We start from the raw sequence: 24,952 nt of genomic DNA, 5'->3' as shown, positions 1-24,952 counted from the left end.
CACGCCCATGAAGATCACCCGCGCCGGCAGCCTGCCATCGAAACCCGGCCCCGAGGACTACTTCACCGGCCGCGTCCGCCTCGACGCCGCTTTCCAGACCGACGCGCCCGCGCGCCTCCGCGGTGCCACCGTCAGTTTCGAGCCGGGCGCGCGAACCGCGTGGCACACGCATCCGCTGGGCCAGACGCTGATCGTGACCGCCGGCCTCGGCCGCTGCGCCCGCGAAGGCGGGCCGGTGGAGGAGTTGCGGCCGGGCGACATCGTCTGGTTCGCGCCCGGCGAGAAACACTGGCACGGGGCCGCGCCCGACGTGGAGATGACGCATATCGCCTTGCAGGAGGCCCTGGACGGCGTGACGGCGGACTGGCTCGAGAAGGTCTCGGACGCAGACTACGGCGCCTAGTAGGAATACTCGGCGTAGATGCGGCTGAGGTCGCCCTGCCATTCGCCGTGGTATTTCTCCAGCAGCTCGTCGGCGGGCACGCGGCCGGTCTCGACGCTCTCCTCGAGCGCCTCGATAAAGCCAGTCTCATCCGGGGTCATGCCATTCCAGCTCGGCCGGGCGCGCGCCTTCAGCCCCGCGCGGGCGATCGCCACCACCTCGCGGGCGAGGTCGTGCAGCTTCAATCCGTTCGCCTCGCCCTGCAGCGCGTCGCGGGCGGCGACGCGGCGCAGGCCCTCGCGGGTCTCGTGGTCCCAGCCTTTCGCCAGATCCCAGGCGGCATCGAGCGCCGCGTCGTCATAGGTCAGCCCGACCCACAGCGCCGGCAGCGCGCAGAGGCGCGACCAGGGGCCGCCGTCGGCGCCGCGCATCTCGATGAATTTCTTCACCCGCGCCTCGGGGAAGGCGGTGGTCATGTGGTCGGCGAAGTCCGAGAGCGTCGGCCGCTCGCCCGGCAGCGCGGGAAGGCGGCCGTCGAGGAAATCGCGGAAACTCTGCCCGAGGGCGTCGATGTATTTCCCGTCGCGGTAGACAAAATACATCGGCACGTCGAGGATGTAGTCCACCCACCGCTCATAGCCGAAGCCGTCCTCGAAGACGAAGGGCAGCAGGCCCGTACGGTCGTCGTCGAGGTTCTGCCAGATATGGCTGCGCCACGACTTCATCCCGTTCGGCTTGCCGTCGAGGAAGGGAGAATTGGCAAACAGCGCCGTGGCGACCGGCTGCAGCGCGAGGGCCACGCGCAGCTTCTTCACCATGTCGGCCTCGGAGCCGTAGTCGAGATTCACCTGCACGGTGCAGGTGCGATACATCATCTGCGTGCCGAGGGTGCCGACCCGGCCCATGTAGTCGGTCATCAGCCGGTAACGCCCCTTGGGCATCATCGGCATCTGCTCCTGGCTCCAGATCGGCGCCGCGCCGAGACCGATGAAGCCGGTGTCGATCCCGTCCGCCACGGCCTTCACCTCGGCCAGATGCTGATGCACCTCGTCGCAGGTCTGGTGGATCGTCTCCAGAGGCGCGCCCGACAGCTCGAACTGCCCGCCCGGTTCAAGCGAGACGCTGGCCCCGTCGCGGCTGAGCCCGATGATGTTGTCCTGCTCCAGCACCGGGGTCCAGCCGAAGCGGTCCGCCATGCCCTCGAGCATCGCCTTGATCGAGCGCGGGCCGTCATAGGGCAGCGGCTCGAGGCTGTCGCGCAGATAGCCGAACTTCTCGTGCTCGGTGCCGATGCGCCAGTCCGTGCGCGGCTTCTCGCCCGAGGCGACGTATTCGACCAGTTGCGCGCGCCCCTCGATGAGACCGCCGCCCTGCTGGGGAATGGACATGGCTGATCCTCTCGACGCCCGTGCGCGGGACAGGTGGCGCGCGGCGCCGGGCGAGTCAAGGCGAGCTTGGGCCCCTATGCGGCGCGGTCCAGACCGTCTGCACCGAAGGCCCGCCCGCCGCCGCGCGTTCGAGGGCGGCGGCGAGGCGGCCGAGATCGGCGCCGGGCAGCGCCGCGAAGCCGTCGGCGAGCGCCCCCGCCCCTGCCGCATCGGCGGGGATCAGCAGCGCCTCGCCCTCGCGGGTCCGCAGCCGCCAATGCGGCCGTCCGCCGAGGCGCAGGATGCGAATCTCGGCCAGGTCGCGCAGCGCCACCTCGCCGCCGAGCGCGCGGGCCGCGTAATAGCGCACCGCGCCCTCCTCGATCTCGACGAGACCCTGCCCATCCGCGCCGCCGCGCAGGCGCAGGTGGTTCAGCTCGACCCCGAGCCAGATCACGCCGACGGCCGCGAGGATCGCGCCGACCGGCCAGAGGATCCAGCCGCCGAGCGTGAAGAGCCACGCGCCGAGGACCGCCGTCGTCGAGGCGGCAGCGGCGGGGCGCCAGGGCGCGAGGCGGGCGGCCAGTTCGGGGCGGATCATGGGCGGCGGCTCCGTCGATTGTCGTCCTGTCTGGCTTGCACCGGCAGTCAGGGCAAGCGGCCACCGCGGCTTGCCCGTGGCCGCGCCCGCGCCTATCTGCGGACCATGCGCATCCCCTTCTTCTCGCCCCGTCCGCCGGTGGTCGCCGTGGTCCGCCTCGCCGGAACGATCGGCGCGGCGGGACGGCCCGGGGGCAGCGGCCTCTCGGATGCGGGCCTCGCCCCCGTGCTCGAACGCGCCTTCCGCCGCAAGCGGCCGGTCGCGGTGGCGCTCGTCATCAACTCGCCCGGCGGCTCGGCCGTGCAGTCCTCGCTGATTGCGGCTCGCATCCGGCGGCTGGCGGAGGAGCGCAGGATGCCGGTCCACGCCTTCGTCGAGGACGTGGCGGCCTCGGGCGGCTACTGGCTCGCCACGGCGGCGGATGACATCTGGGTGGACGAAAGCTCGCTCGTCGGCTCGGTCGGGGTGATCGCGGCCGGCTTCGGCTTCCACGAGCTTCTGCACCGCTGGGGGATCGAGCGTCGGATCCATACCGCCGGGCGCTCCAAGTCGCTGCTCGATCCGTTCAGCCCGCAGAAGCCCGAGGATGTCGAGCGTTTGCGGCGCCTGCTGGAGCCGATCCACGACGCTTTCAAGGCTCAGGTGGAGGCACGGCGGGCCGCGCGGCTGGCGACCGACCGCGACCTCTTTACCGGCGACGTCTGGGCGGGGCGCGAGGCCGTTGCCCTCGGCCTTGCGGACGGGATCGGCCATCTGGTCCCGCGGATGAAACAGGTGCATGGCGAGAAGGTCCGCTTCCTGGGCTACGGGATGCGGGTGCCGTGGTTCCGGCGGCTGGGTTTTTCCGCCGACGCGGTGATGGCCGCAGCCGACGACCGCGCGGCCTGGGCGCGGTTCGGGGTTGGCTGATGCTGTTCAAGATCGTCACGCTGTTCCTGATCCTCTTCGTCGCCGTCGCGCTGCTGACCGGGCCGGGGTTCCGGCGCTTCCTGCGCCGGCTGCTGGGGTTCGGCGGTGGCTGAGGCGGCTCTCGTCACCGGCGCCGGGCAGCGCCTCGGCCGGGCCATGGCGCTGCACCTCGCGGCGCGGGGCTTCGCCGTGGCGATCCATTATCACAACTCGGCCGAGGCGGCCGAGGCGGTGGCGGCCGAAGCGCGCGGGCATGGCGTGAAGGCGGTGGCGCTCGGCGCCGACCTGCTGGACGAGGACGCGCTCGCCGGGCTGGTTCCGGCCGCGGCGGAAGCGCTCGGCCCGCTCACGGTCCTCGTCAACAACGCCTCGATCTTCGAGCACGACCGCCTCGACACCGCCACCCGCGAAAACTGGGACCGTCACTTCGGCAGCAACCTGCGCGCGCCCTTCGTGCTGACCCAGGCCTTCGCCGCGCAATGCCCGCCGGCGCGCGAGGACGCCGGCGAGCCGCTGGCCTCGGGTCTCGTCGTCAACATGGTCGATCAGCGGGTGCTGAAACCGACGCCCGAGTTCATGACCTACTCGCTCGCCAAGGCGGCGCTCTGGTCCTTCACCCGCACCGCGGCGCAGGCCCTCGCTCCGCGCATCCGCGTGAACGCCATCGGCCCCGGGCCGACCCTGCGCGCCACCCGGCAGAGTGCGGCGCATTTCGCCCGGCAACGCGCCGCCACCCTGCTGGAACGCGGGGCGGACGAGGCTGACGTGGTGGCTGCCTTCGGCTATCTTCTGGAGGCGAGGGCCGTCACCGGGCAGCTGATCTGCGTCGATGGCGGGCAGCATCTGCTGTGGCAGACGCGGGACGTGCGGGGCGCGGGCTGAGGAGCACGCGGCAAGTTGTCCACCCGCCGCTCAACCCGCCGCTGACTTCACAAAAGCCTGACCAAAATGAAGGTCTTAGTCACAGAAGTGAGACGTCTGAAAAACTTTCATAGCACTTTCAAAGGCTTGCGGTTTTGCCTAAATCTTGTGCAAACCCTCCGGGGGCCTGCCGTCGCTGGCCGGGAGCATCGCCGCCCCGAGCGCGCCCACAGGGTTATCCACAGCTTCCGTGGACGCTTTAAGGCTTGCATTCCCCCCTGCGGCGGCCCTATCTGGCCGACTCTCCTTATGCGTGTATCATGACCCTCGAATCCCCGGCCCGGCGCACCGGTCAGGCGGTGATCGCCGATCACCTCAAGCGGCTGGACTCCTCGCCCGGCGTCTACCGGATGCTCGACGCGCAGGGGGCGGTCCTCTACGTCGGCAAGGCACGCAACCTGAAGGCCCGGGTCTCGGCCTATGCCCGCGACTACGGTCATTCGCCGCGAATCGCCCGAATGATCCGCGACACCGCTTCGATGATGTTCCTGACGACGCGGACCGAGACCGAGGCGCTGCTGCTGGAGCAGAACCTCATCAAGCAGCTGAAGCCGCGCTACAACGTGTTGCTGCGCGACGACAAGTCGTTCCCGAACATCCTCGTCGCCAAGGCGCACCCCTTCCCGCAGATCAAGAAGCACCGCGGCGCCAAGTCCGAGCCGGGCGACTATTACGGCCCCTTCGCCTCGGCGGGGGCGGTGAACCGGACGCTGACGCAGTTGCAGCGGGTGTTCCTGCTGCGCTCCTGCACCGACGCGACCTTCGCGGCGCGCACGCGGCCCTGCCTGCTGCACCAGATCAAGCGTTGCAGCGCCCCTTGCGTCGGCCGCATCAGCGAGGACGACTATGCCGACCTCGTGGCCGATGCCGAGCTGTTCCTGAAGGGCCGCAGCACCCGCATCCAGGCCGGCCTCGCGACCGAGATGGCCGAGGCGGCCGAGGCGATGGAATACGAGCGCGCGGCGGCCTTGCGCGATCGCATCAAGGCGCTGACCGCAGTGCAGTCGGTGCAGGCGATCAACCCCAAGGGCGTGGCCGAGGCAGATGTGATCGCGCTCGCGATGGAGGGCGGGCAGGCCTGCGTGCAGGTGTTCTTCATCCGCGGCAACCAGAGCTGGGGTAACCGCGACTTCTATCCTCGCACCGGCGAGGGCGCCGGCCCGCCCGAGGTGATGGAGGCCTTCCTCGCCCAGTTCTACGACGACAAGGTGCCGCCACGCCTGATCCTGCTCAGCCAGTCGCCCGACGACCCCGACCTGATGGCCGAGCTGCTGTCGCAGCGCGCCGGGCGCAAGGTGACGCTGGGCGTGCCGCAACGGGGCGAGAAGGCGGAGCTGGTCGAGAACGCCCACCGGAACGCCCGCGAGAGCCTCGCCCGCCGCATGGCCGAGAGCGCGACCCAGGCGCGGCTGCTGGACGGGCTGGCGGAGGCGTTCGAGCTCCCCGGCCCCCCGCGCCGGATCGAGGTCTTTGACAACAGCCACATCCAGGGCAGCCACCCGGTCGGCGGCATGATCGTCGCGGGACCCGAAGGCTTCATCAAGTCGCAGTATCGCAAGTTCAACATCAAGGGCACCGAGATCGCGCCGGGCGACGACTTCGGCATGATGCGGGAGGTCCTGACCCGCCGCTTCAAGCGCCTGATGGCCGAGGACCCCGACCGCGAGGGCGGCACCTGGCCCGACCTGCTGCTGATCGACGGCGGCGCGGGGCAGGTCTCGGCTGTGGCGGGCATCCTCGCTGACCTCGGCGTCGAGGACATCCCCGTGGTCGGTGTGGCGAAAGGCATCGACCGCGACCAGGGCAAGGAGGAGTTCCACCGCCCCGGCCGCCGCCCCTTCTCGCTGAGGATGAACGACCCCGTCCTCTACTTCGTGCAGCGCCTGCGCGACGAGGCGCATCGCTGGGCCATCGGCACCCACCGGGCGCGACGCTCCAAGGCGATCGGGGCCTCGCCGCTGGACGAGATCGCGGGCGTCGGGGCCGCACGGAAGCGCGCGCTGCTGTCGCACTTCGGCAGCGCCAAGGCGGTGTCGCGGGCGAGCGTGGCGGAGTTGCTGGCGGTGGAGGGGATCAGCGCCAGCATGGCGAAGAAGGTGCATGACCATTTTCATGAGAAGGGGTGAGGCAACACCTTCGGCGGACGCATCGTCGCGATAGACAGCGCGACCGCCTGCGGCTAGATGCCGCAGCCTCAGGTCCCGGCCCGCGGGACCGCTCGGACCCCGCCCCATGCCGCGCCCGCTGCTCATCATCCTCGCCACGGTGACGCTGGACGCCATCGGTATCGGGCTGATCATGCCGATCCTGCCCTCGCTGCTGCGCGAGGTGGCGCATGCGGGCGATATCACGCTGGCCTATGGCGGGCTCATCGCGCTCTACGCGGCGATGCAGTTCCTGTGTGCGCCGGTGCTGGGCGTCCTCAGCGACCGCTACGGTCGGCGGCCGGTGCTGATCGGCTCGCTCGCGGGGGCAGCGATCGACTATCTGTTCATGGCCTTCGCGCCCGAGTTGTGGATGCTCTTTCTCGGCCGCGCCATCGCCGGCGCGACGGCGGCGAACATGGCGGTGGCTACGGCCTACATCACCGACATCACCCCCGAAGAGGAGCGCGCCCGTCGCTTCGGCTATTTCCACGCGATGTTCGGGATCGGCTTCATCATCGGCCCGGCGCTGGGCGGCGTGCTGGGCGACGCCTGGGTTCGCGCGCCCTTCCTGCTGGCGGCGGCGCTGAACGGGCTGAACGCGTTAGTGGCGGTTCTCGTGCTGCCCGAATCGCGGCCGAGCGACCGCGGGCTCCGGTTCGAGGCCAAGGCGCTGAACCCGTTCCTGCCGCTGGTCTGGGCGCTGCGCTTCCGCGCGCTCGTGCCGCTGCTGGCGATCAACATGATCCTCTACTTCGTCGGGCAGGTCTACGGCTCGGTCTGGGTGCTTTACGGCGCCGACCGCTACGGCTGGGACATGACCATGATCGGGCTGTCGCTGGCGGCCTTCGGCCTCTGCCATGCCGCCGCGCAGATCTTCCTGACCGGCCCGATCGTCGCCCGGCTGCGAGAGCGGCGCTCCATGCTGCTCGGCGCCGGTTTCGAAATCACCGGGATCGTCGCCATCGCCTTCGCCTCGCAGGGCTGGCTGCTCTTCGCGCTCGCGCCCGCCTTCGCCTTGGGCGGGATCGGCTTTCCGGCCTTCCAGGCGCTCATCACCGCCAAGGTGGACGCCGCGCATCAGGGGCAGCTGCAGGGCGTGCTGGCGAGTCTCGGCAGTCTGACCGCCGTCGCCGGGCCGCTGTTCTTCACCGGGATCTACATGCTGACGCGGGACGCCTTCTTCGGCACGGTCTGGCTGGCCGCGGCGGCGGTCTATGCGCTTGCCCTGCCGCTGATGCTGGGCATCCGCGACCGCGCACCGGCAGCGCATCCCGCCTGACGCGCGCCCCTTCCCCTTCCCGCGGCGGACACTTACCTTGCGGCCATGCGCTGGAACCTCCCCAATGTGCTGACCGTGCTGCGGCTCCTCGCCGCGCCGGGCGTGCCGCTGATGTTCCTCTTCTTCTGGCGGCCATGGGCCGACTGGGCGGCGCTCGCGCTGTTTCTTGTCGCGGCCGCGACCGACTGGATCGACGGCCGCGTGGCCCGTGCCTGGGGTCAGGAGAGCCGCTTCGGCGCCGCCATGGACCCGATCGCCGACAAGGCGATGGTCATCATCGCGCTCGTGGTCATCACCGGCTATTCGGGCATGAACCCCTGGCTCATCATCCCGGTGACGGTGATCCTCTTCCGCGAGGTGTTCGTCTCGGGCCTGCGCGAGTTTCTCGGCGCGGATGCGGGCAAGCTGAAGGTGACGCAGCTTTCCAAATGGAAGACCACGGCGCAGATGGTGGCGATCTCGGTGCTGTTTCTCGGGACCGGGCTTGCCTATGTCGAGTTCGGCCGTCCGCCGCGGGTGGGGCAGGTCGGCCTGCCCTGGTCCGCGAGCTGGGCCGCCCTTGCCACCCATCTCGGGCTGGCGCTGATCTGGATCGCGGCAGGGCTGACGGCGATCACGGGTTGGGATTATTTCCGCAAGGCCCTGCCCTGGCTGAGGGAGCCGCGATGACGACTCTGGATGTGCTGTATTTCGCCTGGCTGCGCGAGCGGGTGGGCGTGCCCAAGGAACGCATCGAGACCGCCGCCGCCACCGTGCGCGAACTGGTGGGCGAACTGGCGGCGAAGGACGAGTGGCACGCCGCCGCCTTCTCGGACATGGCCGCAGTGCGGGTTGCGGTGGATCAGGAGCTGTCTCCGCTCGACGCGCCGATCAAGGGCGCGCGCGAGGTGGCGTTCTTCCCGCCGATGACCGGCGGCTGATGGCGGCGCGGGTTCAGGAGTCCGCGTTCGACCTCGGGGCGGAGCTTGCGGGCTTCGGCGCGGGGGCCGGGGCGGTCGTAAGCTTTACAGGGCTGGTGCGTGACGAGGGCGGCCGGCTGGCGGGGCTGGAGATCGAGCACTACCCCGGCATGACCGAACGCGCGCTCGAAGCGTTCGGCGCGCAGGCGGCGGAGCGGTTCGGCCTGACGGAATGGAAGATCGTCCACCGTACCGGCCCAATGACGGCCGGCGAGCCGATCATGATGGTCGCGACCGCAGCCCCGCACCGCAGGGCGGCCTTCGAGGCGGCGGAGTTCCTGATGGACTGGCTGAAGAGCCGCGCCCCGTTTTGGAAGCGCGAGATCGTTGCGGACGGGACACCGGGAACGTGGGTCGCGGCGAAGGACGAGGACGAGGACGCGCTCGGGCGGTGGTGAGGCGCACCGGTGCGTGGGAACCACGCACCCTCCGACGCGTCGGTCCCTTGGGTGGCGAGTCACGGGGGGCTAGACTTCACCCGTAGGATGCGTGCTTCGCACGCATCACCGTCGCTCCGTTCACCGCGACCGGACGATCAACCCGCCCATCGCCACCGCCGTATACCGGAACCCCAAACCGGCCACGATCACCGGGTCATCCTCCACCCGCCTCAGCGCCGCGGCCTCGCTCCCGGCGATGAGGATCGCCAGCCCCCAGACGCCCTCCGGGTCCAGCACCGGCCCGGCTGCCACCGCCTCGCCGCTGTCGGCCAGCCCCTGCCACCACGCGGCGTGGCGCTCCATGGCCGACAACTCCTCGGCCGTGGCGTCGGCGGGGAAGGTCGGGCGGGGCGGGTGCAGGCGCAGCAGGATGGCGGACATGGGCGGCTCCCTCGGGACCGCCCTCAGCCTGCGGCTGGCCCTGCCCCACCGCAAGCCTCACGACGGCGTCGAGAGCGTCATCAGGACCAGACCCGAGACGATCAGCCCCCCGGCAAGCAGGCGCAGGGGCGTTGCTGCCTCTCCGAGAACCATGATCCCGACGAGGAACGCGCCCACCGCGCCGATGCCGGTCCAGATCGTATAGGCGGTCCCGAGCGGCAGGCTCCGCATGGCGACACCCAGCAGCCCGAAGCTGGCAAGCATCGAGACCAGCATCACCGCCGTCGGCAGCGGCCGGGTGAAGCCCGCCGACTGCTTCATCGCGAAGGCCCAGACGATTTCCAAAAGTCCCGCGGTGACAAGCCAGACCCAGGCCATGTGCATCTCCATCCGAGAGCCAGGCCGTCCTGGTCATCCGAACCCGCATCGGGAGGGGCCGTCCCCTGCCCGCCGGTCTAGGTCCGCGGCCGCATCGCGGCAAGCCGCCGCGCGCCCGCCTTCGTTGCAATCCCGCCACGCCCCCCGCATATAGTCCGCGCAACCGCTTGAGGGCGCCGATGACCTATCTCGACTTCGAAAAGCCGCTCGCCGACATCGAGGGCAAGGCCGAGGAACTGCGCGCCATGGCCCGCAAGGGCGAAGGCGCGGTCGATGTCGAGAAGGAGGCCGCGGCGCTCGACCTCAAGGCGGCCGATCAGCTTCGCGTGATCTACCAGAACCTCGACCCCTGGCGGAAGACGCTGGTCGCTCGCCACCCGCGGCGCCCGCATTGCCGCGACTACATCGAGGCGCTGTTCACCGAATACACCCCGCTCGCGGGCGACCGGACCTTCGGCGACGACCACGCCGTGATGGGCGGGCTGGCGCGGTTCAACGACGCGCCCGTGGTGGTCATCGGCCACGAGAAGGGCGACGACACCAAGTCGCGCATCCACCACAACTTCGGCATGGCCCGGCCCGAGGGCTATCGCAAGGCGATCCGGCTGATGGACATGGCCGACCGCTTCCGCCTGCCGGTGGTGACGCTGGTGGACACGCCCGGAGCCTATCCCGGCAAGGGCGCGGAGGAGCGCGGGCAGTCCGAGGCGATCGCCCGCTCGACCCAGAAATGCCTGCAGATCGGCGTCCCGCTGGTCTCGGTCATCATCGGCGAGGGCGGCTCGGGCGGCGCGGTCGCCTTCGCCACCGCCGACCGGGTGCTGATGCTGGAGCATTCGATCTATTCGGTGATCTCGCCCGAGGGCTGCGCCTCGATCCTGTGGAAGGACGCCGAGAAGATGCGCGAGGCGGCCGAGGCGCTGAAGCTGACGGCGCAGGACCTGCGCAAGCTGGGCGTGATCGACGGCATCATCCCCGAGCCCGCGGGCGGCGCGCAGCGCCACAAACCCGAGACGATCGCCGCCGTGGGCGAGGCGATCGCAAGGACGCTTGGCGAGCTGGAGGGCGCCAAGCCCGAGGAGCTGGTCCGCAGGCGGCGGCAGAAGTTCCTCGACATGGGCAAGAAGGGGCTGGCGGCCTGAACCGCTACTCCCAGCGATCCTGGTAGGAGAAGACCGGCAGGCTCCACCGCCGCCAGATCGCCAGCAGCCGCAGCGTCAGCCCGGCGGCGAAGCTGATCGCGGTGTTCAGGTCCGCGTCCACGCCCTGCGCGTGCAGGACGAGAAACAGCCCGCAGACCGCCAGCGACACGCTCGCATAGAGCTCGCGCCGGAACACCACCGGCACCTGGGCGCAGAGCACGTCGCGCAGGATGCCGCCGCAGATGCCGGTGGTCATGCCGGCCATGATGACGACGACCGTCGCATACTCCATCTGCATCGCCACGCTGCAGCCGATCAGCGAGAAGGCGACCAGCCCCATCGCGTCGAGCACGAGGAACATGCGGTGCAGATTCTGCATGAAGGGCGCGACGACCGTGGTCAGAAGCCCGGCGGTGATGACGATGTAGACGTATTCCGGGTGCTGGGTCCACCCGATCGGGAAGCGGCCGAGGATCAGGTCGCGGATTGTGCCGCCGCCGAGCGCCGCGACGAAGGCGATGACCACCACCCCGAAGATGTCCATGTCGCGCCGCCCCGCCGCGAGCGCGCCCGACATCGCCTCGGCGGTGATGGCCACGAGATAGATGGCGAAGAGGACCGATTCGGAGGGGGGAAGCGGGCTCATGGGAGGGCTCCGGCTGCCTGCGATCCTAGCCCGGACGCTGCGGCGCGACGAATCCCGCCTCGGCCATCAGCCGGTCGGAGGCAGGCTCGATCCGCGCCTGCAGCGCCGCAGTCACGGCCTCGCCGCGCAGCTCCGGCGGCAGAGGGTCGAGAAACTCGATCACCGACCGGCCCGAGCGGATCGGGAAGCCCTTGCGGGACCAGAAGAGGCCCACGTTCACCGCCACCGGCACCACCGGCAGGCCCGTCGCCCCCGCCAGAGAGGCGACGCCGTGCTTGTAGCGGCGGCGCTCGCCCGGACGGGTGCGGGTGCCCTCGGGATAGATGATGAGCTGGCCGAGGCCCTCGGGCCGCGCCATCGCCGCGCGCACCTCGGCCCCGATCCGCGTCATCGCCTCACCGCCGCGGCTGCGGTCGATGGGGATGCTTCCGATCGCGCGGGCATAGGCGCCCATGACCGGCACCCGCAAAACCTCCCGCTTCATGATGAAGGCGCGCTCGGGCAAGGCATGGGCGAGACACAGGATGTCCCAGAAGCTCTGATGCTTCGCGGCGACGAGGCAGTCGCCACCCGGAACCCGCCCGCGGACCTCGCAGGTGAGGCCGAGATGCCAGCGGGCGCAGCGCAGCAGATAGCGCAGCCAGACGGTCGCCACGCGGTTCGCATGGCGGCGGTCGCGCAGCACCCGCGGCAGGCCCCAGAGGCCGATGACCAGCGTGGCGAGCGCGATGTGGATGTAGAACAGGATCGTCCGCAGCCATGTCAGCGGCCCGAGGGGACCGGGGGGCACGGCGCTCATGGGATCTCGCGCAGGCGGCGGATGGCGGCGCGGCGGGTGGCGAGAAAGGCGATACCCGCCGCGAAGACCGGGATCAGCAGCGGCCAGAGCCAGGACGCGCCGGTGAAGCCGAGGCCGGTGAGGAACGTCCCCGCCTGATCCATGTCCGGCAGCGCGGCGATGGCGAGCATGCCGAGCAGCGCGCCGCCGAGCGCGCCCAAGGCCGCGCGCCGCGTGAAGCGCCGCACGAAGGCCCCGGCGATGGTGAGGTCGCGCGCCCCGATCAGCCGCAGCACCCGGATCACGCCGCCATTCGCCGCCAGCGACGCCTGCGCGGCCAGCGAGATCATCCCCGCCGCCGTCACCGCGATCAGTCCCAGCGACATCCATCCCAGGCTCCGCAGCCGCGTCGCCGCCGTGACCAGCGGCTCGCGCCAGCGGGTGTGGTCGTCCAGCACCGCGTCGGGCACCTCGCCCTCGAGCCGCAACTCGAGGTTGTCCACGTCGGGGCCGCCGCCGTCGAGCGTGAGTTCGACCAGCCGCGGGATCGGCAGCGCGTCCACCGGCATGTCGGGGCCGAACCACGGCAGCAGCAGCTCTTGCATCTCCTCCTGCGAGACGGTGCGGGCCTCGGCCACGCCCGGCGTCTGCGCGAGGATGTCGAGGACGCGGCGCGCCTCGGCGTCGGCCACGTCCTGCGGCGCGGTGATGCGGATGGTCATGGTCCGCGCCAGCCCCTCGGCCCAGCGGTCGGCGAGGCGCCCGGTGGCGAAGGTCAGCGCGAGCGCAAAGACCGCGAGGAAGGCCATCGCCCCCGAGGTCAGCAGCACGAGCATCGCCGTCGCCCCGGTGCGCGGCACCATGCGGTCACCCGCCCCGCCCTCGCCCGAAACGAGGCCGCTCCACAGCGCCTTGGGGTTCAGCGCGCCGATCTTGGGCAGATTCGCCCCCCGGCCGGGACGCGGCTGGCCCTGCGCCAGCCGGGTCACAGGTCCGCCCCCGCCAGCTGCACCCGCCCGCCCGCGATCCTCAGCACCCGCGCCGCGACCATCGGCTTCAGCGCCCGGATCAGGTTCAGGTCATGCGTGGCCAGCAGCACCGTCTTGCCCGAGCGGTTCAGCTCCACCAGCAGCTGCATCAGGCGCATGGACATCTCCTCGTCGAGGTTGCCGGTCGGCTCGTCGGCCAGCACCAGATCGGGCGACAGGATCACCGCACGCGCAAGCGCCGCCCGCTGCCGCTCGCCGCCCGAGAGCGCCGGCGGCAGGGTCTTGGCATGGCCGGTCAGCCCGACCCAGGCCATCAGCCCCTTCAGCGCCGGCACGTCCACCGGCTGCCGGGCGACGGTCAGCGGCAAAGCGATGTTCTCGACCAGCGGCAGGTGGTCGAGGAACTGCGGGTCCTGGTGCACGACCCCCATCCGGCGGCGCAGGGCGGCGATGCCGTCGCGGCCAAGCTCGGCGAGGTCGCGGCCGAAGGCGGTAATGCGGCCGGTGGAGGGGGTGAGTTCCCCGGTCAGCAGCTTGAGGAAGGTGGTCTTGCCCGAACCGGACGGGCCGGTGAGGAAATGGAACGAGCCCGGCTGCAACGCCAGCTCCATGCCACCGAGAAGCGTGCCGCCGCCGCGATAGCCAAAGGCCACGTCCTGCATCTCGATCAAGGGCTGTCCTGCCATCTGCCGCCTTCGCGCGTGTTCCCGCGTCTCGCCCGCACCCCGTCTTGGAAGCGGGATCGCGCGTTGATAGAACGTCCGCGCGAGGAACGCCAGAAAGCTGGCCAGGCGGGGGACGGGACCAATGCGGGTGATCTGCCCTAGCTGCGCGGCCGAATACGAGGTCGAAGACGCGCTGATCCCGGCCTCGGGCCGCGAGGTCGAATGCGCCTCCTGCGGCCATCATTGGCACCAGCCCGGCCCGCGGATCGTCCTGCGCCCCGAAGGCGCCGTGGTCGCGGCGGCCGAGGCCGAGGACGACCCGCCGCCGCTGCCCCCGCGCGCCGCGCCCGCCAGCGCCGCCGCCCTCGCCATCCTGCGCGAGGAGGCCGCGCGCGAGTTGCAGGCCCGCGCCGCCGAGCGCCCGGCCGACGAGGCTCGCGCCCAGGTCGCCGCCGCCACCCGGCGCGAGGCGCCCGCAGACGCGCCCGAGGTGATCGAGGCCGAGCTGGTCGAGGACGACGCGCCGCTCCCCGATCCGAAAGCCATGGCGGCGAGCCTGAACTGGCCCGACCCGCAGGCCGTCGCCCCCCCCGCAGCCACAGCTGCCCATCGCCTACCGCCGCGCCGCCGCAGCAATCGCGGCTACGACGCAGGCTTCGGCCTCGTGCTGGCCCTGTCGTTGCTCGCGGTCGGCGCCTATGTCGCCGCGCCTCCGCTCGCCGGTCAGGGCCGCGCCGGGACCGCCTTGGGCGAATACCGCGCCGCGGTGGACGACGGCCGCCTCTGGCTCTACGACCGCGCCGCCCCGGCGACGGACCAAGGCATCGCCGCCATCCGCGAGTTGATCGAGCGCTGAACCGCGTCAGAAGTGATCGAGCAGCCGGTCGAGATAGCCGCGCTCCTCAGCGCTGCGCGAGCGTTCGCCGCTGCGGCGGCGGATCTCGTCCAGCAGGTCGCGCGCCCGTTCGGCCGGGTCGACGCCGGTCTCGGCCAGCGGATCGCCGGTGGTGACGGTGCTGCCGGAGCCGGAGAGTTCGCGGCCCAGCGGATCGGTCGGCGGCCGCGGCAGATAGGGCATCGCCGCCGCGCCCTCCTCGGCTGTGCTGCCGGGCGGGCCGTCCTGCGGCTGGCCCGGATCGCCCGCCTGTGCCTCGCCCTCGCCCTCGCCGCGCATCCGGCCAAGGGCGCGCAGCCCCTCGCGCATCGCCTCGATCGCCTCGGCCTGACGGTCCATCGCGCCGGCGTTGTCGCCCTGGCGCAGCGCCTCCTCGGCCTCGCGCATGGCCTCGCCCGCGCGGTCGAGCTCTCGCCGCGCCGCCTCGCCGTCCTCGCTGCCCGCGCCCGGCAGCATCCCGCGCTGCGCACCGAGGTCCTCGCGCAACCCGCGCTGCCGCCCGGCGAGGTCGCCCTCGCCCTGCTGGCCGGCGCCCTGCCCCTGTCCCTGCCCCTCGCCCTGCTCCCCCGGCTGCTGCCCCGGCCGGCGGCCGAGGAACTCGTCCTGCATCTGCCGCATCGCCTCGTCGGCGAGTTGCTGCTGTTCGCGCAGGGTGTCCGCCAGTTCCTCGCGCGCGCCGCCCTCGCCTTCGCCGCCCTGCCCCTGCGTGACCTGCAGGTTCTCCATCATGCGCGCGAACTGCTCCAGCAGGGCCTCCGCCTCGGCCATGCGGCCCTCGTTCATCAGCCGCTCGATCTCGTCCATCATCGCCTGGATCTGGTCGCCGGTGATGCGCTGCGAGGGCCCCTGCTTGACGAAACGCTCGTTCGGGTCGGTCTCGCCGCGCTCGGCCAGCATCCGGGTGTAGTCCTCGGTGGCGCGCTTCAGCTCCTCCATCAGCCGCGCGATCTCGTCCGGAGTCGCGCCTTGCCGCATCGCCTCGCTGAGCCGCTCCTGCGCCCGCTGCATGGCGGCCAAAGCATCAGCAAGGCCCCCATCCTCCAGCAGCACCGCCGCCTCCCACAGCGCGGCCGCGACCTCGTCCCGCGCCTCGGGTGTGAGCGGCGCGGCTTCGAGCCGCCCGACGATGCCGCCGAGAATCGCGGCAAGGTCACGGTCCATCGCGTCCTGCGGCTGCCATGACACCGCGCGGAGCAGCTGCGCCGAATGCGGGGCGTTCTGGCGCGACCACAGCAGGTCCCGCCGCAACTCGATCAGCGCGGCGGCGAGCGGGTCGAAGAACCGCCGCCCCGGCAGCACCATCGCCATCTGCGGCGCCATGCCCATCTGGCCGATCCCGTCCTCGGCGGAGAGCCGGATCGTGACCGGCAGATTGGCCCAGGGATGCTGCGCCAGATCGGCGGTCAACGCGCCCTCGATCTCGGTCCGCGCCCCACGCGGCGGCAGCGGCAGGTCGAGACGCACCGGCTCGCGCGGCTCCGGCTCGGCCGAGAGGCCGTAGCGGCGGGTGACAGCGGGCAGGTCGAGCGTGATCTCGGCCTCGGCCCCCGCGACGCCGATATCGTCGGCGGCGGTGAACTGCTGCACCAGCCGGCCATCCGCCCGTCGCTGCGGCGCAGCCCCGGCGCGGATCACGGGCGGGTCGTCGGGCAGCACGTCCACGGTGAAGCGGCGATCTGCTACCGCCACCGCGCCCGAGCGCTCGGCGAGGATCACCGGCGCCTCCGGTGCCGCGTCGGCCAGCGGGCCGATATCCTGCACCACCTGCGCGTCGTCATAGAGGCGGAAGCTCAAGCGGCTGCCCTTGGGCAGCGACAGCACCGCCTCCTCGGGCAGGGCGTTGAGATAGATCACCGGGCGGCGGGTATAGTCGGGCGGTTGCGCCCAGCCCTCCCAGCCGGGACCGCCGGGCGCGTCGCGCATGACCGGGCGGAAGGTCGAGGCCACCGCGCCGAGGCCCTGCCCCAACTGCCCGGCGCTGCCGAACAGCATCGCCATCGCGAGCGCCGTCAGCGCCGCGAGCCGCAGCCCCAGCGGATCGCGCCGCGCCAGCCCCGGCGCCGCCGGCACCGCCCGCGCCGCGCGCGCCGCCTCGCGCATCTGCGCCAGATGCGCCCGCCACAGCCCCGCCGCACCGCCATCGCCCTGCCCGAGCGCCAACCCATCCCGCAGCGCCGAGAGCGGTCGACCGGGAAGCCGCGCATCCACCCGCGCCCGCGCCGCCCCGCGCCCCGGCAACCGCAGCCGCCACAGCCGCCACAGCCCGCCGACCAGCAGCAGCGCCAGAACGCCCAGCCAGACCGCCGCCACCCAGTCCGGAACCACCTCGCCCAGCCCGAGCCCGAACGCTGCCACGCCGCCCACGCCCCAGGCAAAAGTCGGCCAGAACGCCCGCGCCGCAACTTCCCACCACATCGCTCGGCGGGTCCGCGCGACGGCCCGCGCGACCTCGGCCGGGTCTTCTTCTGTCTGGAAATATCCCGCGAGGGGCTCGGGGGGCGCGAAGCCCCCCGTGTCACGAGTGCGCCCGGAGACGCCGCGGGTGAACCTCAGAGCCATTCCGGGATGCTATCACGCGCCAGCATCTCGTCGACTGAAGGCCGGGCGCGGATCACGGCGAAGTGATCGCCGTCCACCAGCACCTCGGGCACCAGCGGGCGCGAGTTGTATTCGGACGCCATGACCGCGCCATAGGCCCCGGCCGAGCGGAAGGCGACCAGATCGCCCTCGTCCATCTCCGGCAGGGGCGCACCGCGGGCGAAGGTGTCGCCGGTTTCGCAGACCGGGCCGACCACGTCGAAGGGGGCGAGCGGCGCCACGACCTCCGGCTCGCGCACCGGGACGATGTCGTGATGCGCGTCATACATCGCCGGGCGGATCAGGTCGTTCATCGCCGCGTCGAGGATCAGGAAGTCCCGCCCCTCGCCGCGCTTGACCCAGATCACGCGCGACAGCAGCACGCCCGCATTGCCGGCGATGTTGCGCCCCGGCTCGACCTCGATCTCGCAGCCGAGATCGGCCACCGCCTCGCGGATCACCTGCCCCCATTCGATCGGCAGCGGCGGCGCGTTGTTGTCGCGGCGGTAGGGGATGCCGAGGCCGCCGCCCATGTCGAGGCGGCGGATGTCGTGGCCCTCCGCGCGCAACTCGCGGGTCAGGCGCGCCATGCGGGCATAGGCCTGCCGGTAGGGGTCGAGGTCGGTCAGCTGGCTGCCGATATGCATGTCCACCCCCACTACCTCGATGCCGGGCAGGCGCGCGGCCTCGGCATAGACCTCCACCGCCCGCGCGAGGGGGATGCCGAACTTGTTTTCGGCCTTGCCGGTGGAAATCTTGGCATGCGTCCGGGCATCCACGTCCGGGTTGACGCGCATGGCAACCGGCGCGGTCACGCCGAGGCTCACCGCGACTTCGGACAGTGCTGCGAGTTCCGGCTCGCTCTCGACGTTGAACTGGCGAATGCCGCCCCTCAGCGCCGCGGCCATCTCCTCGCGGGTCTTGCCGACGCCGGAGAAGACGATCCGCTCGCCCGGCACGCCCGCAGCCTTCGCCCGCGCGTATTCGCCGCCCGAGACCACGTCCATGCCCGCGCCCATGTCCGCCAGCAGCTTCAGCACCGCGAGGTTGGAGTTGGCCTTGACCGCGAAGGCAATGAGATGCCCCGGCGCCCAGGCCAGCGCCTCCTGAAACAGGCCGAAATGTCGGCGCAGGGTGGCGGCGGCGTAGACATAGACTGGCGTGCCGACCGCCTCGGCGATCCGGGTCAGCGGCACGTCCTCGGCATGGAGGATGCCGCCCTGGTAGTTGAAATGGTCCATCAGGCCACCGGGCGCGAGCGCAGGAACAGGTAGAGGGGCAGCGCGCAGCCGGTCCCGAGGATCAGCGCCGGAAGCGTCAGCAGCGCCTCCCAATTGCGCCGCACCTGCGTTTCCAGCCCGCACCAGACGACCAGCACCGCGGCCGCGACCCACTCGCCCGCCGAAGCCGGACCGAGGGGCCCGCGCAGCAGGGCGAACGCCGCGCCCGCGAGCGCGGCCAGCAGCCAGAAGAGGCGCAGGGGCGTCAGCTTAGAGTTCGCCACGAACGCCGACATAGGCATCACCGCCAAACGTGACGCCAGCCGCGGCAGGGGTCACGGGCGGGCCGTCCACGCCGCATGCGGCGAGTCCGAGGGTAAGGGACAGGGCGAGGGTCAGGGCCTTCATCCGAGGCGCTCCTTCCAGCGGGCAATCTGTTCGCGGACCCGCACCGGCGCGGTGCCGCCGTAGCTTGTGCGCGAGGCGACCGAGTTCTGCACGCCCAGAACGTCGAACACCGCCGCCGTGATCGCCGGATTGACCGCCTGCATCTCGCCGAGGCTCAGGTCCGGCAGGTCCACCTCCCGCGCCTCGGCCTTCGCCACCAGCGATCCGGTCACGTGATGCGCTTCGCGAAACGGCAGCCCGGCCTCGCGCACCAGCCAGTCGGCGAGGTCGGTCGCGGTCGAGAAGCCCGAGGCCGCCGCCCGCTCCATCGCCTCGCGGTTCACGGTCAGGTCGCGCAGCATGCCCTCCATCGCCGCAAGCGCCAGCATGAGGCTGTCGGCGGCGTCGAAGACCTGCTCCTTGTCCTCCTGCATGTCCTTGGAATAGGCCAAGGGCAGGCCCTTCATGATGGTGAACAGCGCCACCGTCGCCCCGAGGATGCGGCCGATCTTGGCCCGGATCAGCTCCGCCGCGTCGGGGTTGCGCTTCTGCGGCATGATGCTCGATCCGGTGGACCAGCGGTCCGACATGGCGACGAAGCGGAACTGGGCCGAGGACCAGATCACCATCTCCTCTGCCAGCCGCGAGAGGTGCATGGCGCAGATCGAGGCGGCACCGAGGAACTCGAGCGCGAAGTCGCGGTCCGAGACGGCATCGAGGCTGTTGGCCATCGGCCGGTCGAAGCCGAGGGCCTTCGCGGTCGCCTCGCGGTCGATCGGGAACCCGGTCCCGGCCAGCGCCGCGGCGCCCAGCGGGCTTTCGTTCATCCGCGCCCGCGCGTCGCGGAAGCGGCCGAGATCGCGCCCCCACATCTCGACATGCGCCATCATGTGATGGCCCCAGGTCACCGGCTGTGCGGTCTGGAGATGCGTGAAGCCCGGCATCACCCAGTCGGCCCCCGCCTCGGCCTGCGTCAGCGCGGCGCGGATCAGCGCCTCAAGCCCCGCGATGGCAGCGTCGCACTGGTCGCGCACCCAGAGCCGGAAGTCCGTCGCCACCTGGTCGTTCCGCGACCGCGCCGTGTGCAGCCGCCCCGCCGGGTCGCCGATCAGCGCCTTCAGCCGCGCCTCGACGTTCATGTGGATGTCCTCGAGGTCGGTGCGGAACTGGAACCCGCCGCCCTCGATCTCTGACAAGACGGTGAGCAGCCCTTCCTCAATCGCGGCGGCATCGCTAGGGGTGATGATGCCCTGCGCCGCCAGCATCGCGGCATGGGCCCGGCTGCCCCGGATATCCTGGGCCGCGAGCCGACGGTCGAACCCGATCGAGGCGTTGATCGCCTCCATGATCGCGTCCGGCCCCGCGGCGAAGCGGCCGCCCCACATGCTGTTGGCGGCATCGGGGGTGGGACGGTCGGTCATCGGATTGAAGCTCTCGGAAAGGGGGTCGCATGCGCGCGTCGCTCGTCCTTATCACGGCGTTTCTCGGCTTCGCAAACGGCGCCCTTGCCGGCCCGGTGGACTGGCAGGCGGCGCGCGACGCGGGGCTGGCCAAGATCGCCGACCTGCCCGAGCCGGTGGCGGCCCCGGATACCGTGTTCCTCAACGCCGCGGGCGAGGAGCGCAGCCTCGCCGACTGGCAGGGCAAGGTGCTGCTGGTCAACTTCTGGGCCACCTGGTGCGCCCCCTGCCGCGAGGAGATGCCGTCGCTCGACGCGCTCCAGCAGGAGCTGGGCGGCGATGATTTCGAGGTGCTGACGATCGCCTCCGGCCGCAACCCGCTGCCCGCGATCGAGAAGTTCTACGACGAGAACGGCATCGAGACGCTGCCGATCCTGCGCGATGAGCGCCAGTCGCTCGCCCGCGCGATGGGCGTCCTCGGGCTGCCGGTGACGGTCCTGATCGACCGCGAGGGGCACGAGGTCGCGCGGCTGATCGGCGACGCGGACTGGGCGTCGGAACCCGCGAAAGCGGTCATCGCGCAGCTGACAGCGCCCTGACCTCGCTGTGACGCGGACAGGTGACGAGGTGGTCGTTGACCATGCCCGTCGCCTGCATGAAGGCATAGGTGATTACCGGCCCGCAGAAGCGAAAACCCCGCTGACGGAGCGCCTTGGCCATGGCCCGCGACTGCACGGTCTCGGTCGGCACCTCGCCTGCGCGCCACTCGTTCTGGATCGGCGCGTCACCCATGAACTGCCACAGGAAGGGCGCGAATCCCTCCGCCGCCTCGACCTCGAGGAAGGCCCGCGCGCCCGTCACCGCCGCCTCGATCTTGCCGCGATGGCGCACGATGCCCGGATCGCCGAGCGCCGCCGCGACCTCCGCCTCGCCCCAGCGGGCGACGCGTTCCGGGTCGAAGCCCTCGAATCGCGCCCGGAACGCCTCGCGCTTGCGCAGGATCGTGATCCAGCTCAGCCCAGCCTGAAAGCCGTCGAGGACCAGCTTCTCCCACAGCGCCCGCGGGTCGCGCTCGGGCATGCCCCATTCCTCGTCATGATAGGCGACATAGAGGGGATCGGTCCCGCACCACGGGCAACGGTCTGACATCGCTAAAATTCTCTCCGTTTAGCGGTTGGAGTTTACGGTATGTTCAGGGCTTCCTGCCAGAACTCGTGACACATGGGAAACGGGGGGCCGATGATGAGGGACGACCGCGGTGGAAGCTCGCCGATCGAGGAGGCGATCCGCCAGCAGAACCGGCTGACGCTCGCCACCGTGGCGCGTGCGGTGGCCCGGCGCGACGCGGTGCTGGCCTTCCAGCCGGTGGTGCAGGCCGACCGCCCCACCCACGCCGCCTTCCACGAGGGTCTGATCCGCATCATCGACGACACCGGCCGCTTCGTGCCGGTCCGCGACTTCCTGCCCCAAGCCGAGGCTACCGAGCTGGGGCGGCAGATCGACTGCCTGTCGCTCTCGCTCGGCCTCGCGGCGCTCGCGGCCGACCCGTCGCTGCGGCTCTCGATCAACATGTCGGCACGCTCGATCGGCTATCCCGACTGGATCCGGACGATGCAGGCCGAGACCGGCGGCGACGACCGCATCTCCGAGCGGCTGGTGCTGGAGATCACCGAGAGCTCCGCCATGGACGCCCCCGAGGTGGTCACGGCCTTCATGCGCGAATGGCAGGGCCGCGGCGTCAGCTTCGCGCTCGACGATTTCGGCGCCGGGCACACCTCCTTCCGCTACCTGCGCGACTTCACCTTCGACATGATCAAGGTGGACGGCCAGTTCGTGCGCGGCATCGCCCAGGCGCAGGACTGCCAGGTGCTGACCCGCGCGCTGATCGACATCGCCCATCACTTCGACATGTTCACCGTCGCCGAATCGGTCGAGACGGCCGAGGATGCGGCCTTCCTGATCGGCATGGGCGTGGATTGCCTGCAGGGCTTCTACTTCGGCGCTCCGACCGTCCATCCTCCCTGGACCTCACCCTCGGCCGCGGCCCGCTCGTAGCGCGCAATGATCTTGCTTGGTGACGCGGCGGCTGGTTAGAAAGATTGCGTGGAACACCAACCGGGGGAGTGACGGCATGGCGGACGGGGACAAGGTCGCGGTAGTGACGGGCGGCTCGCGCGGGATCGGCGCGGCCATCTCGAAGGCGCTGAAGGAGGCGGGCTACAGGGTCGCGGCCAACTATGCCGGCAACGACGAGGCCGCGAAGGCCTTCACCGACGAGACCGGAATCAAGACCTACAAATGGTCGGTGGCCGACTATGACGCCTGCGCCGCGGGGCTGAAGCAGGTCGAGGAGGACCTCGGGCCCGTCGCGGTGCTGGTCAACAACGCCGGCATCACCCGCGACGCGATGTTCCACAGGATGACCCCGCAGCAGTGGAAGGAGGTCATCGACACCAATCTCACCGGTGTCTTCAACATGACCCATGGCGTCTGGGGCGGGATGCGCGACCGCAAGTTCGGCCGCATCGTCAACATCAGCTCGGTGAACGGCCAGAAGGGTCAGGCGGGTCAGGCGAACTACTCCGCCGCCAAGGCCGGCGACATCGGCTTCACCCGCGCGCTCGCGCAGGAGGGGGCGCGAGCCGGGATCACCGTCAACGTCATTGCCCCCGGCTACATCGGCACCGACATGGTCCGCGCCATCGACGAGAAGGTGCTGAACGAGCGTATCATCCCGCAGATTCCCGTCGGCCGCCTCGGCGAGCCGGAGGAGATCGCGCGCGCCGTGGTGTTCCTCGCCTCCGACGACGCCGGCTTCATCACCGGCTCCACCATCAGCGTGAACGGGGGCCAGTTCGTCAGCTGAGTCCCGCAACCCGAAACGCCGCGCGTCGTTCAGGAAATTGCCCGGAGCGACGCTGCGGCGGATCGGCTGCTCGACGACGGCGCGGTCCGACCGTGACATGACAACTGGCAAGTCGAACCGGGCCGGGCTCAGCGACGACCCACGGCGCGAAGCCACTGCTTCTCCGTCAGAGGAGTCCCGTGTCGCCAGTGACGAGGCCGGCTCCCATCGCCGTTTGGAAGGCCATCGGCCGCCCAGCGCCCGACCGTTACCTGTCCCTTCTTCTGTCCAGAAATATCCCGCGGGGGTGTGGGGGCGCGAAGCCCCCACTCTTCGCGCGGCAGGGTCAGCCCGCCGGCTGGCGCATCGCCGTGCCGTTGGCCCCCTCCGCTGCGTCCGGTGTCAGGCGCGAGATCTCCTCCTTCAGCCGGAGCTTCTCCTTCTTCATCCGGGCGATCTCGATATCGCTCATGCCGGGGTTGCGCTGCGCGGTCTCGACCGCGGCGCTGAGCGCCTGATGCTTTCGGCGGAGTTCCTGGACGTGGGACGCGACGGTCATGGTCATCCTCCTGTTATGCCAGTGACGCCGATCCCACCACGTTCCCGTCCCGCTGTCACCCGGTTTGCACAAAGGCGAGCGATAATGCCGCGCCCCGGCGGAGGACCGCCTGAGCGGCGGGCGTCAGGTCCTCGCCATCCGTCAGATGCGCCGCCTGCGCGTGCAGGACGAGGGGCGGCAGCAGGGTCAGCGGCGCCTTCGCCCCCTTGCGCGCGGCGACGATGACCCGCCCCGCCGGGCGGCCGTCGCGCGGCGCGACCGGCAGCACACGGGCATCACCGCCGCGGCCCTCGAGCGCCGCCAGTAGGCTGCCCATCCGCCCCGCGGGCAGGATCAGCGTCAGCCAGCCGCCGGGCCGCAGCCGCCGCAGCCCGGCATCGGCCCAGACGGCAAGCGGCGTCGTCTCGTGCCGCGCGCGGCTGCGCCCGGCATCCGGGGCAGAGGGACCGGCGGCGAAGAAGGGCGGGTTCGCGATGACGTGATCGAAGGAGCGGCCGCGCAGCGCCTCCGGCATCGCCGCGAGGTCGCCCTCGACCACCTCCAGGCTCAGGCCGTTGCCCGCCGCATTCGCCCGCGCCAGCGCGGCATATTTCCCCTGCACCTCCAGTCCCGCGGCCTCGATGCCCGCCACGCGCCGCGACAGCGCCAGCACCGCCGCCCCGGCGCCGCAGCCAAGCTCCAGCACCCTCTCCCCCGGCCGGGCCGGGCAGGCGGCGGCCAGCAGAACCGCGTCCATCCCGGCGCGGTAGCCGCGCACCGGCTGCTCCAGCAGCAAGGCGCCGCCGAGGAACGCGTCGCACCGGGTCGCGCCCGGTTCAGCCGTCGATGAGGTCATGGTCGCGCAGGATCGCGAGGGCCATGAAATGATCGCGGTCGGCCACCATCAGCCGCCGCGGCAGGATGCCGATCGACCCGTCGAGGATGCTCATGTGTCCGTCCAGCTCGAAGCTGGGGATGCCCTCGGCCTCGAGGAGTCCGGCGGCGCGCGAGAGGCGGACGGGGTCGTTGCTGCGGATCAGTTCCTTCATGGCGGGAAACTTGCGGAAGCCGGGGGGCCGTGGCAAGGGGCGGGCGAAAGGCACGCC

The 24,952-nt window shown here is 71.2% G+C and carries 30 protein-coding genes; 13 read left to right on the top strand and 17 right to left on the bottom strand.

Annotated elements, in window-relative coordinates:
• Positions 1-7: 7 nt before the first annotated feature.
• Complete coding sequence (locus GI374_RS01555) at positions 8-403, top strand: cupin domain-containing protein (RefSeq protein ID WP_154335247.1); 396 nt, start codon at positions 8-10, stop codon at positions 401-403.
• On the opposite strand, the gene GI374_RS01550 is transcribed toward GI374_RS01555, so the two are convergent.
• Both GI374_RS01550 and GI374_RS01545 read right to left on the bottom strand, forming a co-directional pair.
• Positions 400-1,770, bottom strand: coding sequence for a glutamate--cysteine ligase (locus GI374_RS01550; RefSeq protein ID WP_154335246.1), 1,371 nt, complete (start codon positions 1,768-1,770; stop codon positions 400-402). The two genes, GI374_RS01555 and GI374_RS01550, sit on opposite strands and share 4 nt — an antisense overlap.
• 55 nt (positions 1,771-1,825) lie before the next feature.
• Positions 1,826-2,350 (bottom strand): hypothetical protein, encoded by a 525-nt coding sequence (locus tag GI374_RS01545; RefSeq protein ID WP_154335245.1) that lies wholly within the window; start codon positions 2,348-2,350, stop codon positions 1,826-1,828.
• 105 nt (positions 2,351-2,455) lie between these two features.
• Between GI374_RS01545 and GI374_RS01540 the strand changes: the two genes are divergently transcribed.
• From GI374_RS01540 to GI374_RS01510, 7 genes are all read left to right on the top strand, one after another.
• Complete coding sequence (locus GI374_RS01540; RefSeq protein ID WP_154335244.1) at positions 2,456-3,259, top strand: S49 family peptidase; 804 nt, start codon at positions 2,456-2,458, stop codon at positions 3,257-3,259.
• Between the two features lie 105 nt (positions 3,260-3,364).
• Entirely contained in the window at positions 3,365-4,141 is a 777-nt protein-coding gene (locus GI374_RS01535; protein ID WP_370515082.1) for an SDR family oxidoreductase, read from the top strand.
• Positions 4,142-4,440: 299 nt separating this feature from the next.
• Positions 4,441-6,306, top strand: a complete 1,866-nt coding sequence (uvrC, locus tag GI374_RS01530) for an excinuclease ABC subunit UvrC (protein ID WP_154335243.1) — start codon at positions 4,441-4,443, stop codon at positions 6,304-6,306.
• A gap of 106 nt (positions 6,307-6,412) precedes the next feature.
• The gene (gene tet / locus GI374_RS01525; protein WP_154335242.1) at positions 6,413-7,606 is read left to right on the top strand and encodes a Tet(A)/Tet(B)/Tet(C) family tetracycline efflux MFS transporter; all 1,194 of its coding nucleotides are present in this window, start codon (positions 6,413-6,415) and stop codon (positions 7,604-7,606) included.
• A gap of 45 nt (positions 7,607-7,651) precedes the next feature.
• Positions 7,652-8,275, top strand: a complete 624-nt coding sequence (gene pgsA / locus GI374_RS01520; RefSeq protein WP_154335241.1) for a CDP-diacylglycerol--glycerol-3-phosphate 3-phosphatidyltransferase — start codon at positions 7,652-7,654, stop codon at positions 8,273-8,275.
• A 5-nt stretch (positions 8,276-8,280) separates the two neighbouring features.
• Positions 8,281-8,526, top strand: coding sequence for a molybdopterin converting factor subunit 1 (gene moaD / locus GI374_RS01515; RefSeq protein ID WP_154335579.1), 246 nt, complete (start codon positions 8,281-8,283; stop codon positions 8,524-8,526).
• Positions 8,526-8,963: a molybdenum cofactor biosynthesis protein MoaE gene (locus GI374_RS01510; RefSeq protein ID WP_154335240.1), complete on the top strand. Its 438-nt coding sequence runs from the start codon at positions 8,526-8,528 to the stop codon at positions 8,961-8,963. Before moaD ends, GI374_RS01510 begins: the two co-directional genes overlap by 1 nt.
• Before the next feature lie 120 nt (positions 8,964-9,083).
• Here the strand turns inward: GI374_RS01510 and GI374_RS01505 are convergent, their stop codons facing one another.
• Positions 9,084-9,386 carry a YciI family protein gene (locus GI374_RS01505; RefSeq protein ID WP_154335239.1) on the bottom strand — a complete coding sequence of 101 codons (303 nt, stop codon included), beginning with the start codon at positions 9,384-9,386 and terminating at the stop codon, positions 9,084-9,086.
• A gap of 57 nt (positions 9,387-9,443) precedes the next feature.
• Complete coding sequence (locus GI374_RS01500; protein WP_154335238.1) at positions 9,444-9,764, bottom strand: multidrug efflux SMR transporter; 321 nt, start codon at positions 9,762-9,764, stop codon at positions 9,444-9,446.
• 179 nt (positions 9,765-9,943) lie between these two features.
• Between GI374_RS01500 and GI374_RS01495 the strand changes: the two genes are divergently transcribed.
• Positions 9,944-10,906 (top strand): acetyl-CoA carboxylase carboxyltransferase subunit alpha, encoded by a 963-nt coding sequence (locus GI374_RS01495; protein WP_154335237.1) that lies wholly within the window; start codon positions 9,944-9,946, stop codon positions 10,904-10,906.
• A gap of 4 nt (positions 10,907-10,910) precedes the next feature.
• On the opposite strand, the gene GI374_RS01490 is transcribed toward GI374_RS01495, so the two are convergent.
• From GI374_RS01490 to GI374_RS01475, 4 genes are all read right to left on the bottom strand, one after another.
• Positions 10,911-11,552 (bottom strand): trimeric intracellular cation channel family protein, encoded by a 642-nt coding sequence (locus tag GI374_RS01490; RefSeq protein WP_154335236.1) that lies wholly within the window; start codon positions 11,550-11,552, stop codon positions 10,911-10,913.
• Positions 11,553-11,577: 25 nt separating this feature from the next.
• Entirely contained in the window at positions 11,578-12,351 is a 774-nt protein-coding gene (locus GI374_RS01485; protein WP_154335235.1) for a 1-acyl-sn-glycerol-3-phosphate acyltransferase, read from the bottom strand.
• A complete protein-coding gene (locus GI374_RS01480; RefSeq protein WP_229582514.1) occupies positions 12,348-13,193 on the bottom strand; it encodes an ABC transporter permease in 846 nt (281 codons plus the stop codon). The genes GI374_RS01485 and GI374_RS01480 overlap by 4 nt, the downstream gene beginning before the upstream one ends.
• A gap of 122 nt (positions 13,194-13,315) precedes the next feature.
• A complete protein-coding gene (locus tag GI374_RS01475; RefSeq protein ID WP_154335577.1) occupies positions 13,316-13,990 on the bottom strand; it encodes a cell division ATP-binding protein FtsE in 675 nt (224 codons plus the stop codon).
• 136 nt (positions 13,991-14,126) lie between these two features.
• Here GI374_RS01475 and GI374_RS01470 point away from each other — a divergent pair, with 136 nt between their 5' ends.
• The gene (locus GI374_RS01470) at positions 14,127-14,840 is read left to right on the top strand and encodes a zinc-ribbon domain-containing protein (protein ID WP_154335234.1); all 714 of its coding nucleotides are present in this window, start codon (positions 14,127-14,129) and stop codon (positions 14,838-14,840) included.
• Positions 14,841-14,846: 6 nt separating this feature from the next.
• Here the strand turns inward: GI374_RS01470 and GI374_RS01465 are convergent, their stop codons facing one another.
• From GI374_RS01465 to argH, 5 genes are read right to left on the bottom strand one after another with little or no spacing between them, the layout of a single operon-like run.
• Positions 14,847-17,438: a DUF4175 domain-containing protein gene (locus tag GI374_RS01465; protein ID WP_229582437.1), complete on the bottom strand. Its 2,592-nt coding sequence runs from the start codon at positions 17,436-17,438 to the stop codon at positions 14,847-14,849.
• Positions 17,429-18,697, bottom strand: coding sequence for a diaminopimelate decarboxylase (gene lysA, locus GI374_RS01460; protein WP_154335233.1), 1,269 nt, complete (start codon positions 18,695-18,697; stop codon positions 17,429-17,431). The genes GI374_RS01465 and lysA overlap by 10 nt, the downstream gene beginning before the upstream one ends.
• On the bottom strand, positions 18,697-18,972 hold the full coding sequence (locus GI374_RS01455) for a DUF2834 domain-containing protein (protein ID WP_154335232.1): 276 nt from the start codon (positions 18,970-18,972) through the stop codon (positions 18,697-18,699). Before GI374_RS01455 ends, lysA begins: the two co-directional genes overlap by 1 nt.
• Positions 18,947-19,084, bottom strand: a complete 138-nt coding sequence (locus GI374_RS01450) for a hypothetical protein (protein WP_154335231.1) — start codon at positions 19,082-19,084, stop codon at positions 18,947-18,949. The genes GI374_RS01455 and GI374_RS01450 overlap by 26 nt, the downstream gene beginning before the upstream one ends.
• The gene (argH, locus tag GI374_RS01445; protein WP_154335230.1) at positions 19,081-20,484 is read right to left on the bottom strand and encodes an argininosuccinate lyase; all 1,404 of its coding nucleotides are present in this window, start codon (positions 20,482-20,484) and stop codon (positions 19,081-19,083) included. Before argH ends, GI374_RS01450 begins: the two co-directional genes overlap by 4 nt.
• A gap of 29 nt (positions 20,485-20,513) precedes the next feature.
• Here argH and GI374_RS01440 point away from each other — a divergent pair, with 29 nt between their 5' ends.
• Entirely contained in the window at positions 20,514-21,062 is a 549-nt protein-coding gene (locus tag GI374_RS01440) for a TlpA disulfide reductase family protein (protein WP_154335229.1), read from the top strand.
• On the opposite strand, the gene GI374_RS01435 is transcribed toward GI374_RS01440, so the two are convergent.
• Positions 21,037-21,612 carry a DNA-3-methyladenine glycosylase I gene (locus tag GI374_RS01435; RefSeq protein WP_154335228.1) on the bottom strand — a complete coding sequence of 192 codons (576 nt, stop codon included), beginning with the start codon at positions 21,610-21,612 and terminating at the stop codon, positions 21,037-21,039. The genes GI374_RS01440 and GI374_RS01435 overlap by 26 nt on opposite strands.
• 93 nt (positions 21,613-21,705) lie before the next feature.
• On the opposite strand from GI374_RS01435, the gene GI374_RS01430 reads away from it, so the two are divergent.
• Together GI374_RS01430 and phbB are read left to right on the top strand one after the other, a co-directional pair.
• Positions 21,706-22,518, top strand: a complete 813-nt coding sequence (locus GI374_RS01430) for an EAL domain-containing protein (protein ID WP_229582434.1) — start codon at positions 21,706-21,708, stop codon at positions 22,516-22,518.
• Between the two features lie 76 nt (positions 22,519-22,594).
• On the top strand, positions 22,595-23,329 hold the full coding sequence (gene phbB / locus GI374_RS01425) for an acetoacetyl-CoA reductase (RefSeq protein WP_154335226.1): 735 nt from the start codon (positions 22,595-22,597) through the stop codon (positions 23,327-23,329).
• A 325-nt stretch (positions 23,330-23,654) separates the two neighbouring features.
• Here phbB and GI374_RS01420 read toward each other — a convergent pair whose 3' ends face one another.
• Genes GI374_RS01420 through GI374_RS01410 form a run of 3 tightly spaced genes read right to left on the bottom strand, consistent with a single transcriptional unit; the run spans position 23,655 to position 24,895 of the window.
• Positions 23,655-23,867, bottom strand: a complete 213-nt coding sequence (locus GI374_RS01420) for a YdcH family protein (protein WP_154335225.1) — start codon at positions 23,865-23,867, stop codon at positions 23,655-23,657.
• Between the two features lie 55 nt (positions 23,868-23,922).
• Positions 23,923-24,702: a tRNA1(Val) (adenine(37)-N6)-methyltransferase gene (locus tag GI374_RS01415; protein WP_154335224.1), complete on the bottom strand. Its 780-nt coding sequence runs from the start codon at positions 24,700-24,702 to the stop codon at positions 23,923-23,925.
• Complete coding sequence (locus GI374_RS01410) at positions 24,683-24,895, bottom strand: DUF2007 domain-containing protein (RefSeq protein ID WP_154335223.1); 213 nt, start codon at positions 24,893-24,895, stop codon at positions 24,683-24,685. Before GI374_RS01410 ends, GI374_RS01415 begins: the two co-directional genes overlap by 20 nt.
• Positions 24,896-24,952 lie beyond the last annotated feature (57 nt).

This window comes from Paracoccus sp. S-4012 (genome assembly GCF_009674885.1).
GTDB lineage: Bacteria > Pseudomonadota > Alphaproteobacteria > Rhodobacterales > Rhodobacteraceae > Paracoccus.
This window is presented reverse-complemented; position numbering and strand designations above follow the sequence as displayed.